14 protein-coding genes are annotated in these 14,183 nt (G+C 71.5%); 7 read left to right on the plus strand and 7 right to left on the minus strand.

Annotated elements, in window-relative coordinates; genetic code table 11:
- Positions 1-2: 2 nt before the first annotated feature.
- The 5 genes from OG295_RS09115 to OG295_RS09135 form a co-directional block, all read right to left on the minus strand.
- Positions 3-809: an ABC transporter permease gene (locus OG295_RS09115; protein WP_371676432.1), complete on the minus strand. Its 807-nt coding sequence runs from the start codon at positions 807-809 to the stop codon at positions 3-5.
- On the minus strand, positions 809-1,738 hold the full coding sequence (locus tag OG295_RS09120; protein ID WP_371676433.1) for an ABC transporter permease: 930 nt from the start codon (positions 1,736-1,738) through the stop codon (positions 809-811). Before OG295_RS09120 ends, OG295_RS09115 begins: the two co-directional genes overlap by 1 nt.
- On the minus strand, positions 1,735-2,883 hold the full coding sequence (locus OG295_RS09125; protein ID WP_371676434.1) for an ABC transporter ATP-binding protein: 1,149 nt from the start codon (positions 2,881-2,883) through the stop codon (positions 1,735-1,737). The genes OG295_RS09120 and OG295_RS09125 overlap by 4 nt, the downstream gene beginning before the upstream one ends.
- 81 nt (positions 2,884-2,964) lie before the next feature.
- Entirely contained in the window at positions 2,965-4,215 is a 1,251-nt protein-coding gene (locus tag OG295_RS09130; protein ID WP_371676435.1) for a spermidine/putrescine ABC transporter substrate-binding protein, read from the minus strand.
- 46 nt (positions 4,216-4,261) lie between these two features.
- Positions 4,262-5,776: a gamma-aminobutyraldehyde dehydrogenase gene (locus OG295_RS09135; protein WP_371681141.1), complete on the minus strand. Its 1,515-nt coding sequence runs from the start codon at positions 5,774-5,776 to the stop codon at positions 4,262-4,264.
- 182 nt (positions 5,777-5,958) lie between these two features.
- On the opposite strand from OG295_RS09135, the gene OG295_RS09140 reads away from it, so the two are divergent.
- Both OG295_RS09140 and OG295_RS09145 read left to right on the plus strand, forming a co-directional pair.
- Positions 5,959-6,516: an NADAR family protein gene (locus OG295_RS09140; protein ID WP_371676436.1), complete on the plus strand. Its 558-nt coding sequence runs from the start codon at positions 5,959-5,961 to the stop codon at positions 6,514-6,516.
- Positions 6,513-6,932, plus strand: a complete 420-nt coding sequence (locus OG295_RS09145) for an NUDIX domain-containing protein (RefSeq protein ID WP_371676437.1) — start codon at positions 6,513-6,515, stop codon at positions 6,930-6,932. Before OG295_RS09140 ends, OG295_RS09145 begins: the two co-directional genes overlap by 4 nt.
- A gap of 60 nt (positions 6,933-6,992) precedes the next feature.
- Here OG295_RS09145 and OG295_RS09150 read toward each other — a convergent pair whose 3' ends face one another.
- Positions 6,993-7,709 (minus strand): DUF4190 domain-containing protein, encoded by a 717-nt coding sequence (locus OG295_RS09150; protein ID WP_371676438.1) that lies wholly within the window; start codon positions 7,707-7,709, stop codon positions 6,993-6,995.
- A gap of 109 nt (positions 7,710-7,818) precedes the next feature.
- Here OG295_RS09150 and OG295_RS09155 point away from each other — a divergent pair, with 109 nt between their 5' ends.
- The 5 genes from OG295_RS09155 to OG295_RS09175 all read left to right on the plus strand — a co-directional run bounded on the left by OG295_RS09155 (position 7,819) and on the right by OG295_RS09175 (position 12,886).
- Positions 7,819-8,844 (plus strand): adenosine deaminase, encoded by a 1,026-nt coding sequence (locus tag OG295_RS09155; RefSeq protein WP_371676439.1) that lies wholly within the window; start codon positions 7,819-7,821, stop codon positions 8,842-8,844.
- A gap of 37 nt (positions 8,845-8,881) precedes the next feature.
- Positions 8,882-9,571, plus strand: coding sequence for a glycerophosphodiester phosphodiesterase (locus tag OG295_RS09160; protein ID WP_371676440.1), 690 nt, complete (start codon positions 8,882-8,884; stop codon positions 9,569-9,571).
- On the plus strand, positions 9,571-10,818 hold the full coding sequence (locus OG295_RS09165; protein ID WP_371681142.1) for a sensor histidine kinase: 1,248 nt from the start codon (positions 9,571-9,573) through the stop codon (positions 10,816-10,818). The genes OG295_RS09160 and OG295_RS09165 overlap by 1 nt, the downstream gene beginning before the upstream one ends.
- On the plus strand, positions 10,815-11,495 hold the full coding sequence (locus tag OG295_RS09170; RefSeq protein ID WP_371676441.1) for a response regulator: 681 nt from the start codon (positions 10,815-10,817) through the stop codon (positions 11,493-11,495). Before OG295_RS09165 ends, OG295_RS09170 begins: the two co-directional genes overlap by 4 nt.
- A gap of 149 nt (positions 11,496-11,644) precedes the next feature.
- On the plus strand, positions 11,645-12,886 hold the full coding sequence (locus tag OG295_RS09175) for a serine hydrolase domain-containing protein (protein WP_371676442.1): 1,242 nt from the start codon (positions 11,645-11,647) through the stop codon (positions 12,884-12,886).
- Positions 12,887-12,903: 17 nt separating this feature from the next.
- Here OG295_RS09175 and OG295_RS09180 read toward each other — a convergent pair whose 3' ends face one another.
- Positions 12,904-14,082, minus strand: coding sequence for a spermidine/putrescine ABC transporter substrate-binding protein (locus tag OG295_RS09180; RefSeq protein ID WP_371676443.1), 1,179 nt, complete (start codon positions 14,080-14,082; stop codon positions 12,904-12,906).
- Between the last annotated feature and the right edge of the window lie 101 nt (positions 14,083-14,183).

Below are 14,183 nucleotides of genomic sequence, written 5' to 3' on the forward strand. Positions count from 1 at the left end.
GACTACTTCGGTTGTGCCTTCTTGCGGCGGCTGCCGACCCACTGGCCGGCCAGCACCACCAGGACCGCGATGACGAACATCGCCGTACCGATGACGTTGATCTGGACGGGCGTACCGCGCTGGGCCGACCCCCATACGAACATGGGGAAGGTGACGGTGTTGCCCGAGTTGAAGTTGGTGATGATGAAGTCGTCGAACGAGAGCGCGAAGGACAGCAGCGCACCCGCCGCGATGCCGGGGGCGGCGATCGGCAGGGTGACCCGCAGGAACGTCTGCACCGGTCCGGCGTAGAGGTCGCGCGCGGCCTCCTCCAGCCTCGGGTCCATCGACAGGACGCGCGCCTTGACGGCGGCGACGACGAAGCTGAGGCAGAACATCACGTGGGCGATCAGGATGGTCCAGAAGCCCAGCTGGATGCCCATGTTGAGGAAGAGGGCGAGCAGGGACGCCGCCATCACGATCTCGGGCATGGCCATCGGCAGGAAGATCAGCGAGTTGACCGCGCCGCGCGCCCGGAACCGGTAGCGCACGAGCGCGAAGGCTATCGCTGTGCCGAGCGCGGTCGCGCCGATGGTGGCCCAGAAGGCGATCTGGAGGGAGAGCGAGAGGGATCCGCACAGGTCGGCGACCCCGCAGGGGTCCTTCCAGGCGTCGAGCGAGAACTCCTGCCAGGCGTAGTTGAAGCGCCCGGCGGGGTTGTTGAAGGAGAAGACCGTCACGACGACGTTGGGCAGGATCAGGTACGCGAGCGTGCCGAGTCCCGCGATGACCACGAAGTTGCGGCGGAGCCAGCCAAGGGGCTTGTTCATCAGACCAGGTCCTCCGTCCCCGCACGGCGGATGTAGATGGACACCATGATCAGCACGATGGCCATGAGGATGAAGGACAGCGCGGCGGCCGTCGGGTAGTCGAGGATGCGCAGGTACTGCGACTGGATGACGCTGCCGATCATCCGGGTGTCGGTCGAGCCGAGCAGTTCGGCGTTGACGTAGTCGCCGCTCGCCGGGATGAAGGTGAGCAGGGTCCCGGAGACCACGCCCGGCATCGACAGCGGGAAGGTCACCTTGCGGAACACCGTGGAGGGGCGGGCGTACAGGTCCCCGGCCGCCTCGTGGAGGCGGGTGTCGATGCGCTCCAGCGAGGTGTAGAGCGGCAGGATCATGAAGGGGAGGAAGTTGTACGTCAGGCCGCAGACCACCGCGAGCGGCGTGGCCAGCACCCGGTCCCCCTCGGTCATGCCGAGCCAGCTGGTGACGTCGAGGAAGCCGACGGCGTTGAGGGCGCCGACCACCGGACCGCCGTCAGCGAGGATCGTCTTCCAGGCCAGGGTGCGGATCAGGAAGCTGGTGAAGAACGGGGCGATGACCAGCACCAGCAGGAGGTTGCGCCAGCGGCCGGCCTTGAAGGCGATCAGATAGGCCAGCGGGTACCCGAGCAGCAGGCACAGCGCGGTCGCGGTGCCCGCGTAGAGCAGGGACCTCAGGAACTGCGGGTAGTAGTCGCCGAAGGCCTCCCAGTAGGTCTGGAAGTGCCAGGTGACCTTGAAGCCCTCTTCGAGCGAACCGGTCTGCACCGAGGTGGAGGCCTGGTAGATCATCGGCAGCACGAAGAACACGAGCAGCCACAGGATGCCGGGGAGCAGCAGCCAGTACGGGATCAGGCGCTTGCGCAGGGACGCCTTGTGCACCGGGGGTTCGGCCGGGCCGGCCTCCCGGGGCGGCGCGGAGACGGCGGTCACGCGCTCTCCTCGACGGTCTCGACGCCGGCGTCGATGTCCATGGCCGCGTCCAGGCCGAAGGTGTGCTCCGGGTTCCAGTGGAGTATGACCTCGGCGCCGGGGACGAGGCGGGCGTCGCGCTCGATGTTCTGCGCGTACACCTCCAGCTCCGGGCAGACCTGGCTGTCTATGACGTACTGGGTGGAGACGCCGATGAAGGAGGAGTCGGCGATCCGGCCCCTGATCTTGTTCCGGCCGGCGGCGACGGTGTCCTCCTCGTCCGCGTGGACCAGGGAGATCTTCTCGGGGCGCACTCCGACCAGCAGCTTTCCGCCGGCGCTGGGCGTGGTCGAACATCGCTGCCCGGGCAGGCGCAGCGTCGTGCCGGAGGCCGAGACGACGACGTCGGTGCCCGCGGACTCCACCGAGGCCTGGATCAGGTTGGAGGTGCCGAGGAAGTTCGCGACGAAGGTGGTCCGCGGGTTCTCGTACAGCTCGGCGGGGGCGCCCAGCTGCTCGACCCGGCCGCCGTTCATCACCGCGACCGTGTCGGCCATCGTCATGGCCTCCTCCTGGTCGTGCGTGACGTGCACGAAGGTGATGCCGACCTCCGTCTGGATCCGCTTGAGCTCCAGCTGCATCTGGCGGCGCAGCTTGAGGTCGAGGGCGCCCAGCGGCTCGTCGAGGAGGAGCACCTGGGGGTGGTTGATCAGGGCGCGGGCGACGGCGACGCGCTGCTGCTGGCCACCGGAGAGCTGGTGGGGCTTGCGCTGGGCGAACTGGCCGAGCTGCACCAGCTCCAGCATCTCGTCGACCTGCTTCTTGACGGACTTGATGCCTCGGCGGCGCAGCCCGAACGCGATGTTCTCGTAGATGCTCAGGTGCGGGAACAGCGCGTAGCTCTGGAAGACGGTGTTGACCGGGCGCTTGTACGGCGGCAGGTGGGTGACCTCGCGGTCGCCGAGGCTGACCGTGCCGGTGGAGGGCTCCTCCAGGCCGGCGATCATGCGCAGGGTGGTGGTCTTCCCGCAGCCCGAGGCGCCGAGCAGGGCGAAGAAGGAGCCCTGGGGGATGGTGAGGTCCAGCGGGTGCACGGCGGTGAACGATCCGTAGTGCTTGCTGATCCCGGCGAGGCGGACGTCGCCGCTCGCGGTCTTGTCAGTCATGGGTCGCGGCCTTCGGTGGTGTCGTCGGAAGGGTGCGGGAGCGCGGGGGTGGAGGGGTCTGGCGGGAGGCGGAGCGGTGGGTCAGGCGCCGATGAGCCGGGTGAACTTCTCCTCGTACGCCGTCTCTTCCTCGCTGCTGAGGGAGCGGAAGGCGTGGGACTTGGCGGTCATCGCCTTGTCCGGGACGATCAGCGTGTTCTCCGCGAGCGCGGGGTCGATCTTGGCGAGCTCGTCCTTGACGCCGTCCACGGGGCAGACGTAGCTGATGAACGCGGCCAGCCGGGCGGCCACCGGGAGCTCGTAGTAGTAGTCGATGAGCTTCTCGGCGTTGGCCTTGTGCCGGGCCTGGGCCGGGACCAGCAGGTTGTCGCTGGAGGTGATGTACCCGGCCGCCGGGACCGCGTACTTGATGTCGGGGTTGCCGGCCTGGAGCTGGATCACGTCGCCCGCCCAGGCCAGGCAGGCCGCGAGGTCCCCCTTGTCGAGGTCGGCGGTGTAGTCGTTGCCGGTGAAGCGGCGGATCTGCTTCGTGTCCACGCCCTTCTGGAGCCGGCCTATGGCACCGTCGAAGTCCGCGGTGGTGAAGTTCGCCGGGTCCTTGCCCTGGTCGAGCAGGGTCATGCCGACGCTGTCGCGCATCTCGGTGAGGAAGCCGACGCGGCCCTTGAGCGAGGGGTCGTCGAGCAGCTGGGTGACGGAGTCGACCTTCCTGCCCTCGGTGGCCTTGGAGTTGTAGGCGATGACCGTCGAGATGCCGGTCCAGGGATAGCTGTAGGAGCGGCCCGGGTCCCAGTCGGGGCCGCGGAACTGCGGGGAGAGGTTGGCGTAGGCGTGCGGCAGGTGGGAGGGGTCCAGCTTCTGCGCCCAGCCGAGGCGGATGATCCGGGCGGCGAGCCAGTCGGTGACGACGATCAGGTCGCGCCCGGTGTCCTGGCCGGCGGCCAGCTGCGGGCGGATCTTGCCGAAGAACTCGACGTTGTCGTTGATGTCCTCGCTGTACTTGACCTCGATGCCGGTGCGCTTGCCGAACTCCTCCAGCGTCGGACGGGACTTCTCGTCCTCGCTGGTGTCCATGTACTCGGTCCAGTTGGAGAAGTTGAGCTGCTTCTCCCGGTCCGAGTGGTCGGCGGAGGCGGCGGCCGCGCCGTCCTCGCGCCGGGCGGGCGGAATGCCGCAGGAGGTCAGGGCGGAGAGGCCGCCGAGGGTGAGCGCCCCGATGCCGGACGCGCGCAGCAGCGAACGGCGGGTGAGGGCGCCCCGCCCGCTGGTGAGACTGCGCCGCATCGCGGCGAGCTGCGCCGCGGAGAGGCGGTCGGGGTCGAGCTGCTCCATTGGCTGTGGCCTTTCGGGAGGTGTGCCGCTGGTCGGGCGGTGGCTGTTATCGGTCCCCGAAGATGGTGCGGTGCCAGTCCTTGGCCGCCACCGCGGTGTTGTCGTACATCACGTGCTTGACCTGCGTGTACTCCTCGAAGGAGTAGGTTGACATGTCCTTTCCGAAGCCGCTGGCCTTGTAGCCGCCGTGGGGCATCTCGCTGATGATCGGGATGTGGTCGTTGACCCACACACAGCCGGCCTTGAGCTCGCGTGTGGCCCGGTTCGCCCGGTAGAGGTCCCGGCTCCAGGCGGAGGCGGCGAGCCCGTACGGGGTGTCGTTGGCCAGCGCGAGGCCCTCGTCGTCGGTGTCGAAGGGCAGGACGACCAGGACCGGGCCGAAGATCTCGGACTGGACGACCTCGCTGTCCTGCGCGGCACCGGAGATCAGCGTCGGCCGGTAGTAGGCGCCCGCCTCCAGCTCGCCGCCCGGGATCTCGCCGCCGGTGACGACCGTGGCGTACGCGCGGGCGCGCTCGACGAAGGCGGCGACCCGGTCGCGCTGGGCGTGCGAGACCAACGGGCCGAGATCGGTGGTGGGCGCGAAGGGGTCACCGAGCCGGACGGTCTCCATCAGCTCGGCGACCCGGGCGACGAAGGCGTCGTGCAGGGGGCGCTGGACGTAGGCGCGGGTGGCCGCGGTGCAGTCCTGGCCGGTGTTGATGAGCGAGGCGGCGACGGCGCCGTGGGCGGCGGCCTCCAGGTCCGCGTCGTCGAAGACGAGGAAGGGGGCCTTGCCGCCGAGCTCCAGGTGGAGCCGCTTGACGGTGGCGGTGGCGATCTCGGCCACCCGCTTGCCGACGGCGGTGGAGCCGGTGAAGGAGGTCATGACCACGTCGGGGTGGCCGACCAGGTGCTCGCCCGCGTCCCGCCCGGCACCCGTGACGATGTTGACCACGCCGTCCGGGATGCCCGCCTCCTTGGCCGCCTGGGCGAACATCAGGGAGGTCAGGGGGGTGAGCTCGGCGGGCTTGAGGACGATGGTGTTGCCCGCGGCGATGGCCGGGAGGATCTTCCAGGCGGCCATCTGGAGCGGATAGTTCCAGGGGGCGATGGAGCCGACGACCCCGATGGCCTCGCGCCGTACGTAGGAGGTGTGGTCCCCGGAGTACTCGCCGGCCGCCTGGCCCTGGAGGTGACGGGCCGCGCCCGCGAAGAAGGCGGTGTTGTCGATGGTCCCCGGCACGTCGAACTCCGTGGACAGCTTGACCGGCTTGCCGCACTGCAGGGACTCGGCGTACGCGAAGTCCTCCGCCTGCTCGGCCAGTACGCCGGCCAGCCGGTGCAGGGCGTCCGAACGCTCCCCGGGGGTCGCGGCCGACCAGGCGGGGAAGGCCCGCTTGGCGGCGGCGACGGCCTCGTCCACGTCCGCCGTGCCCGCCAGTTCGTAGGTGAGGACCTCCTGGCCGGTCGCGGGGTCGACCACCGTGTGCGAGTGACCCGACGTACCGGAGCGGAGCCGGCCGTCGATGTACTGCGCGCCGTCTGCGAAGCGGTCCTTAACCTGGAAGCGGTTACCCATCACGCTCTCACGCTCTCCGTAGCTACAGCTCGAATTGAGTGCCGATCCTGACAGAGGCGTTCCCCTCCGCCAAGTGATTCCGTTGTTGCCTTTTGATTACGCGACGGAATCGGTCGACCATGTGTCGAGGCGCGCCCGAAATCCCGTACGAAGTGTCAGTGGTGACTGCAAGACTCGCGTGCATGGAGATGACCGACAAGTTGATCGGGCAGGTCAGCCGTGGTGAGCGGCTGAAGTACCTGCCCTTCTGGGGGCACCGGCCGCAGGCCGACGGACGGCTCGGTCCGAGCTGTCTGAGCCAGTGGTGGCCGTCCGCTTTCACTGTGGGTGATGTCCGGTACGCCACGGCCGAGCACTGGATGATGGCCGGCAAGGCGCGGTTGTTCGGGGACGCGGAGGCGGAGCGGGCGGCGCTGCGGGCCGGGAGTCCGGGGGCGGCGAAGGCGGCCGGACGGCTGGTGCGCGGCTTCGACGAGACCGTGTGGCAGCGGGAGCGGTTCGCGCTGGTCGTGGAGGGCAGCGTCCACAAGTTCGGCTCCGATCCGGCGCTGCGGGCGTACCTGCTCGGTACGGGGAACCGGGTGCTGGTGGAGGCGAGCCCGGTGGACCGGATCTGGGGCATCGGACTGGCCGCCGACGACGAGCGCGCCCTCGACCCGGCGCGCTGGCGGGGGCTGAACCTGCTGGGCTTCGCGCTGATGGAGGCGCGGGAGCGGCTGCGGGAGGGGAACGCGGGGTGAATCCCGCGGAGCGGCGCCGGGTGGCGGCGGTCATCGTGCGGGACGGCAGCGTGCTGATGGTGCGCGAGCGGGGACGGGGGCCGTCCGGCCGGCATGACGGGGCGGAGTACTGGACCCTGCCGGGCGGCGGGGTGGAGCCCGGGGAGGACCTGGAGGCGGCCGTGCGGCGCGAGGTGGCCGAGGAGACGGGGCTGCGGGCCCTGTCGGTGCACCGCGCGTTCGAGGCCCCGTACCCCTCGGGCTGGACCACCTGCTTCCGGGTGGAGGTGGCGGCCGGGGAGCCGGTACTGGGGGTGGACGCGGAGCTGGAGTGCGACTGCCCCCGGATGGTGGGCCTGACGTGGGTCCCCCTCCCCCGGACCGGCGCGGACGGGCCCTACATGGTCCCCACCCTGCTGTCGGCCGCCACGCCCTGACCCCCGTGGCCTCACCCCCGTGGCCCGCCCCGCGCCCGGGGTGCGGTACGGGCCGGGGCGTCAGACGCGTGCGCGGGGCTGGTCGTCGGTCACGGAGACCGACGGGCCGCCCCGGCCACCGCCGGATTCCTCCAGGGTGGGGCCGAAGAAGACCAGCAGGGTCATGCCGATGCCCAGCACGATGCCGACCCCGCCGAGGATGATCCCCGCCAGGGCCATCCCGCCGTTGGTGGATTCGCCGCGGCTCGCCTTGCCCCGGCCCAGCGCGCCGAAGACGACGGCCGCGATGCCGAGGGCGATCGACCCGACCATGGTCACGCAGCCGACCACCGAGAGGATGCCGAGCACCAGGGCGGCGACGCCGAAGCCATTGCTGGCGGGCCGGGCGTAGGGCGGGTACCCGGCATAACCGGGGTAGCCGGCGTAGCCCTGGTACCCCGGCCGGACGGGGGGCGGCGGGCCGGGGTACGCGTAGGCCGCCGGGTCCGGCTGGGCCGGGTACCCGTACGCGGCCGTGGCCCCATGCACGGGTGCCGGCGCGGGTATCGGGGGCGGCGCGTACGGCGACGGCGGGGCGGGCGCGCCCTGGGCCTCCGGTGCCCGTACGGACGGGTCCTGCTCGTGGACCGGTGGGACGGCGGCGGGTGCGGCCGGACCGGGGGGCACCGGGGGCACGGAGGGCGTCACCGGCGCCGCCCCGGCCCGCTTGCCCGGCTCCGCCGCGGACCTCTCGGGCGGGGCCCACGGGTCCCTCGGCTCAGGGCTCTGGTCGGTCATACGGCGCCCCCCTCTCGTACGGCCATGCTAAGCGCTGCCGCCGACACGGCCCGGGGCTGCCTACGATGAAGCCGACCTGCCCGCACCAGAGTCCTCCCGGAGGCACCCCATGCCCGATCTGCACCCCTTCATCGCGGGGCTGCCCAAGGCCGAACTCCACGTCCACCACGTCGGTTCGGCGTCGCCGCGCATCGTGGCCGAACTCGCCTCCCGCCACCCCGACTCGAAGGTCCCCACCGACCCCGAGGCCCTCGCCGACTACTTCTCCTTCACGGACTTCGCCCACTTCATCGAGGTCTACCTCTCGGTCGTCGACCTGGTCCGCACCCCCGACGACGTGCGGACGCTGACCTTCGAGGTCGCCCGCGACATGGCCCGGCAGAACATCCGCTACGCCGAACTCACCATCACCCCCTACTCCTCGACGCGCCGCGGCATCGACGAGCACGCCTTCATGGAGGCCATCGAGGACGCCCGCAAGGCCGCCGAGACCGAACTGGGCGTCATCCTGCGCTGGTGCTTCGACATCCCCGGCGAGGCCGGCCTGGAAGCCGCCGAGGAGACCCTGCGCCTCGCCGTCGACCTGCGCCCCGAGGGCCTGGTCTCCTTCGGCCTGGGCGGCCCCGAGATCGGCGTGCCGCGCCCGCAGTTCAAGCCGTACTTCGACCGTGCCCGTGCCGCCGGCCTGCGCAGCGTGCCGCACGCCGGCGAGACCACCGGCCCGGAGACGGTCTGGGACGCCGTCCGCGAGCTGGGCGCCGAGCGCATCGGCCACGGCACGAGCGCCGCCAAGGACCCGGAGCTGCTGGCGTACCTGGCCGAGCACCGCATCGCGCTGGAGGTCTGCCCGACCTCCAACATCGCCACGCGCGCCGTCGCGGACCTCGACCAGCACCCCGTCAAGGAGATGGTCGCCGCGGGCGTGCTCGTCACCATCAACAGCGACGACCCGCCGATGTTCGGCACCGACCTCAACAACGAGTACGCGGTCGCCGCCCGCCTCCTCGGCCTCGACGAGCGCGGACTGGCGCGGCTCGCGAAGAACGCCGTCGAGGCCTCCTTCCTGGACGAGGCCGGCAAGGAGAAGCTCAGCGCGGAGATCGACGCGTACACCGCTGACTGGCTCGCCCGCTGACGTCCCGTCGGACCCGGCGTCCCCTGAGAATGGGGACATGAACACCCTGACTGCCGTCGGTCACCGCGGCGATCCCTACCGAGTCCGCGAGAACACCCTCGCCTCCGTCCGCTCCGCCTTCGCGCGCGGGGCGGACGCGGTGGAGGTCGACGTGCGGCTGACCCGCGACGGCGTGCCGGTCCTGCTCCACGACGAGACCCTCCAGCGGCTGTGGGGCCACGACGTGCGGCTGGACGACGTCACCGCCGCACAGCTGGAGGAGCTCGCGCAGGGCGGGATCCCCACCCTGCGCGAGGCCCTGATGGCTGCCGGGGCCGGCCGGCTGATGCTGGACCTGCCGGGCGCCACGGCCGAGACCGTACGGACCGTCGTGGGCCTGGTGCGCGAGTGCGGGGCGCGCGAGCGCACGTACTACTGCGCCGGGCCGGACACCATGCTCGCGGTCCGCGCCGCCGACCCGGGCGCGGAGATCGCCCTGACCTGGACCACCCTCTCGCCGCCGCGCCGGGTGCTGATCGACGCGGTCGCCCCCCGCTGGCTCAACTACCGCTTCGGACTGGTCGACCGGGAGCTCACGGACGCCCTGCACCGGGACGGGCTGCTGGTGTCGGCCTGGACGGCGGACACCAAGCGGTCGATGCGCGCCCTGGCCGCGGCGGGCGTGGACTCCGTCACCACGAACAGGGTGGACGCGCTGACCGCGGTCCGGGCCGAGTCCGGCCGGTGATCCGGGCCTGGGGGGAGCGGATCCGGACGGCGGATCCGCGTCGGCGGGACCTGGGGCTGACGCTGCTGGTGCAGGTGGCGACGACCATTCCGTTCGTGGTGCCCCGCGACCCGCGGGAGTCGCCCGCGACCTGGGCGGCGTACCTGCTGACCACGCTCGGCAACCTGCCGCTGGTGTGGCGGCGCCGGGCCCCGGTCCTGGCGCTGTTCGGGGTGGTCGCGGCGGGGACGGTGTACCGGCTGGCCCTGGACGGGCCCGGCCAGCCGCTGCCGTACGCCGGGCTGATCGCCCTCTACACGATCGCGCTGCACTGCCCGGAGCGGGTGCGGCTGGTCATGGGCGCGGTCGTGGTGGTGGTGATCCTCGGTTCGGTCGCGCTCAACACGCAGACGGCACGGGAGCTGTTGTTCGCGCTGTTCGTGTTCGGGGCGGCGTTCGCGCTGGGGCGGCTGCAGGCGACCCGGCAGGCGTACACCGAGGCGGCCCTGGAGCGGGCGGAGCAGCTGGAGCGGGCGAACCGGATCGAGGCGGAACAGGCGGCGGCGCGCGAACGGGCCCGTATCGCGCGGGAGATGCACGACATCCTCTCGCACGCGGTCAGCATCATGATCGTGCAGGCGGAGGCGGGTCCGGTGGCGGTGCGCCGGGCCCCGGAACGGGCCGAGGCGGCCTTCGAGGCGATCGCCGAGACGGGCCGCGACGCAATGGCGCAGCTGCGGACGATGCTGGGGGTCCTGCGGACGGACGAGGCGGCTCCGCGTGCGCCGCAGCCCGGGATCGCGGGGCTGCCGGCCCTGCTGGACCGGGTCCGGGCGAGCGGGCCGAAGGTCTCCTACCAGCGGACGGGCGAGGTGCGCGCGCTGCCGGCCGCGCTGGAGGCGACGGTGCACCGGGTGGTGCAGGAGGCGCTGACCAATGTGGTCAGGCACGCCGGGGCCTCGACGGTGGACGTACGCCTGGAGTACGGGGTGGGGGACCTGACGGTGACGGTCACCGACGACGGCCGCGGACCGGACGGCGCGCGCGGCGGTGCGCGGAACGGCGCGGCGGGCGGCTTCGCGAACGCCTCCTCGGACGGCTCCTCGGCGGCCTCCTCGGCGGGCTCCGCGAACGGCGGGCACGGGCTGATCGGGATCCGGGAGCGGGCGGCGGCACACGGCGGGACGGCCCGGTGCGGTCCGGGGCCCGACGGGGGGTTCTCGGTGCGGGTGGTCCTTGTAACCTCGCCGCTGGAGGTGGGGAAATGACGATCCGTGTGGTGGTGGCCGACGACCAGGAACTGGTGCGCAGCGGTTTCGCGATGATCCTGGACGTCCAGGAGGACATCGAGGTCGTGGCGGAGGTGGGGGACGGTGCGGCGGCGGTGGAGGCGGTCGCCCGGCTCGCGCCGGACGTCGCGCTGCTGGACATCCGGATGCCGGTGCTGGACGGGATCGAGGCCTGCCGGAGGATCTCGGCGGGCGGCGCCTGCCGGTCGGTGATGCTGACCACCTTCGACTCGGACGCGTACGTGTACGAGGCGCTGCACGCGGGGGCGAGCGGGTTCCTGCTGAAGGACGTGCGGCGGGACGATCTGGTGCACGCGGTACGGGTCGTGGCGGCGGGCGAGTCCCTGCTGGCGCCTTCGGTGGCGCGGCGGCTGATCGAGGAGTACACGGCGGCGACGGCCCGGCCGGCGGGTGCGCGGGCCCTGTCGGAGGACCGGCTGGAGGTGCTGACGGCCCGGGAGCGGGAGACGCTGCTGCACCTGGGGCGGGGGCTGTCGAACGCGGAGATCGCGGCGGCGCTGACGGTGAGCGAGCACACGGTGAAGTCGCACGTGGGCAACCTGCTGGGAAAGCTGGGTCTGCGGGACCGGATCCAGGCGGTGATCTGCGCGTACGAGACGGGCCTGATCGCGGCCGGTTCTCCCTCTGGAGAGTGAGGAACGGCGTGTCGTCTCCCCCGCGCCGGTGAGTTGTCGTACCGCGGAAGACCCCTCTCACCGGTGATCCGCAACCACCCCTGTGAACAGCACCATTGAGGACATCGGGGCAGTCGGCCCCACGGATCGCACACAGGGGGATCACCATCATGAAGGCACGTACGCGCACGCTGATCGCGGCCACTTTGGTGCTGGGCATCGCGTCCGGCCCGGCGGTCGCGGCGCACGCCGCCGGCACCGCCCGGACGCCGGCGCCCGCCGCGGCGGCCTCGGCGGCCCCGGTCCGGGCGGCCGGGGTGAAGGCGCCCCTGTTCTCGGCCCCGCCCGACGCGGCGGCGCTGGAGCGGGCCATCGCGGGTCTGGGCGCCGACCACCCGGAGGCGACGGCCGCGCTGGTGCGGGTGGGCGGTACGAGTGGTTCCTGGAAGGGCAGTTCCGGGGTGGCGGACGTCCGCAGCGGGCGCGGGGCGATCGAGGACGGCCGGTTCCGGGCGGGTTCGGTGACGAAGGCCTTCACCGCGGCCGTGGTGCTGCAGCTGGCCGCCGAGCACAGGCTGGATCTGGACCGGCCGGTGCAGGAGTACCTGCCGGGGCTGCTGCCCGGCGGCCCCGGCGGTTTCGAGCCCGTCTCCGTGCGCCAGTTGCTGAACTACACGAGCGGCCTGAGGTCGGCGGACGGCCCGGGGGACGAGTTCGCGGACGAGTACGCCCACCGCTTCGACGTGGTGGACCCGCGGGCACTGATCGCCAACGCGGCGGCCAAGGGCCCCGAGTCCCGGCCCGGCGAAAAGCAGCACTACAGCAACATCCACTACACGGTGCTCGGCGTGCTGATCGAGAAAGTGACGGGGACGACGTACGAGAAGGCGGTGACCCAGCGGATATTCAAGCCGCTGGGTCTGCGTGACACCTCGTTCCCGGGCCGCACCCAGACCCGGATACCGGGCCCCCACAACCACGGCTACCAGGCGGTGCCGCGGCCGGGCGGGGGCAGCTCCCTGGTGGACGTGACGGAGTGGAACTCCTCCTCCAACTGGGCTGCCGGGGACCTCATATCGACCACGGCGGACCTGGAACGTTTCACGGTGGCGCTGTTCGGCGGCAAGGTGGTCCCGCAGCCCCAGCTGGAGGAGATGTTCACCGTCCCCGACGTGCAGGACGCCGAGACCGGCGAGCACGCGGTGCAGACGGCCGGCCTGAAGGAGTTCAAGCTGCCGGGCGGCGCCGTGGTCTACGGCAAGACCGGGGGCCGCTTCGGCTACAACACGGTGATCGGCGGCAGCCGCGACCTCTCCCGCACCCTCGTGTACTCGGTGAACTCCACCGATGCCAAGGGCCGGGAAATGAACAAGGTGGCCATGGGCATCGTGGGTGCGGCCTTCGCCAAGTAGGGGCGCGGCGGACCCGGTCAGAGTCCGACGATGGAGTTCCAGCGCTTGGCGAAGGACGAGCGTTCGGCCGAGGAGATGTCCCGGGCGACGACGAGGCGCTTGCGCATCCCTTCGTCGGGGAAGATCAGCGGGTTCTCGGCGAGCTTGGCGGTCTCCTTGTCCGGAGAGGCGGCCAGCACCTCGCGGGCTGCGGGCACCGGGCAGACGTAGTTGACCGCGGCCGCGAGTTCCGCGGCCACCGCGGGGTCGTAGTAGTAGTCGACGAGGGCCTCGGCGTTGGTCTTGTGGCGGGCGAGGTTGGGGACGAGCAGGCTCTCCGCCCAGAGCTCGGCGCCCTCCTCGGGGACCACGAACTCGATGTCGGGGTTGTCGGCCTGGAGCTGGATGACGTCGCCGGAGTAGGCCTGGCAGGCCAGGACGTCGCCCTTGCTGAGGTCGGAGGTGTAGTCGTTGCCGGTGAAGCGGCGGATGTGCCTCTTCTTCACCATGCTCTCGACCTGGTCGCACATCCGGTGGAAGTCGGTTTCGGTCCACCGGGTGACGTCGGCGCCGTTGCCCTGCATGAGCAGGGCGAAGGACTCGTCGAGACCGGAGAAGAGCGTCACCTTGCCGGCCAGGTCCGGCTGCCAGAGGTCCCTGACAGACTTGATCTCCCGGCCCAGGGCCTTGCGGTTGTAGGCGATGCCGGTGATCCCCGACTGCCAGGGGACGGTGTGCAGCCGGCCCTCGTCGAAGGCGGGGGAACGCAGTTGGGGGTCGAGGTACCTGGCCACGTTGCCCTGGGCGGAGCGGTCCATCTTCTGGGCCCAGCCCAGGTGGACGAAGCGGGCGGCCATCCAGTCGCTGACGACCACGAGGTCGTGACCGGTCGACTGGTGGTTCATCAGGGCCGGGCTGACCTTGCCGAAGAACTCGTCGTTGTCGTTGATCTCCTCGGTGTACCGGACCTCGATGCCGGTCTTCTTCGTGAAGGCCTCCAGCGTCGGGCGGCTCTCCTCGTCCTGGTCGTCGGTGTCGATGTAGAGCGGCCAGTTGGAGAAGGCGACGCTCTGGTCCCGGTCCGAGAGGTCCTGGGCCTGCCGCCGGTCTTCGGGGACGTAGGCGGCGGGCACACCGCATCCGGTGAGGGCGGCCAGCAGGCCCGCGGCACCGAGGCCGCGCAGCGCCGCGCGGCGGGAGAAGGCGAGTTCAGGCATGGCCCCAGCCTCGGTGAACGCGAAGGGGCGGGCAATAGACAAGGTGTCTACTGCCCGCCCCTTCAGTGGCCTGCGGTGATCAGTGCGCGCACGTCACCGCG

It is taken from the genome of Streptomyces sp. NBC_01276, from assembly GCF_041435355.1.
In the GTDB taxonomy this organism is placed as follows: Bacteria; Actinomycetota; Actinomycetes; order Streptomycetales; family Streptomycetaceae; genus Streptomyces.

What these genes read in the sequence shown, in the direction of transcription:
- OG295_RS09155 (WP_371676439.1), top strand. Translation starts at nt 7,819, where the DNA reads ATGCCCGATCTGCACCCCTTCATCGCGGGGCTGCCCAAGGCCGAACTC.
- OG295_RS09180 (WP_371676443.1), bottom strand. Translation starts at nt 14,082, where the DNA reads ATGCCTGAACTCGCCTTCTCCCGCCGCGCGGCGCTGCGCGGCCTCGGT.
- OG295_RS09150 (WP_371676438.1), bottom strand. Translation starts at nt 7,709, where the DNA reads ATGACCGACCAGAGCCCTGAGCCGAGGGACCCGTGGGCCCCGCCCGAG.
- OG295_RS09175 (WP_371676442.1), top strand. Translation starts at nt 11,645, where the DNA reads ATGAAGGCACGTACGCGCACGCTGATCGCGGCCACTTTGGTGCTGGGC.
- OG295_RS09160 (WP_371676440.1), top strand. Translation starts at nt 8,882, where the DNA reads ATGAACACCCTGACTGCCGTCGGTCACCGCGGCGATCCCTACCGAGTC.
- OG295_RS09115 (WP_371676432.1), bottom strand. Translation starts at nt 809, where the DNA reads ATGAACAAGCCCCTTGGCTGGCTCCGCCGCAACTTCGTGGTCATCGCG.
- OG295_RS09140 (WP_371676436.1), top strand. Translation starts at nt 5,959, where the DNA reads ATGGAGATGACCGACAAGTTGATCGGGCAGGTCAGCCGTGGTGAGCGG.
- OG295_RS09135 (WP_371681141.1), bottom strand. Translation starts at nt 5,776, where the DNA reads ATGGGTAACCGCTTCCAGGTTAAGGACCGCTTCGCAGACGGCGCGCAG.
- OG295_RS09170 (WP_371676441.1), top strand. Translation starts at nt 10,815, where the DNA reads ATGACGATCCGTGTGGTGGTGGCCGACGACCAGGAACTGGTGCGCAGC.
- OG295_RS09130 (WP_371676435.1), bottom strand. Translation starts at nt 4,215, where the DNA reads ATGGAGCAGCTCGACCCCGACCGCCTCTCCGCGGCGCAGCTCGCCGCG.
- OG295_RS09125 (WP_371676434.1), bottom strand. Translation starts at nt 2,883, where the DNA reads ATGACTGACAAGACCGCGAGCGGCGACGTCCGCCTCGCCGGGATCAGC.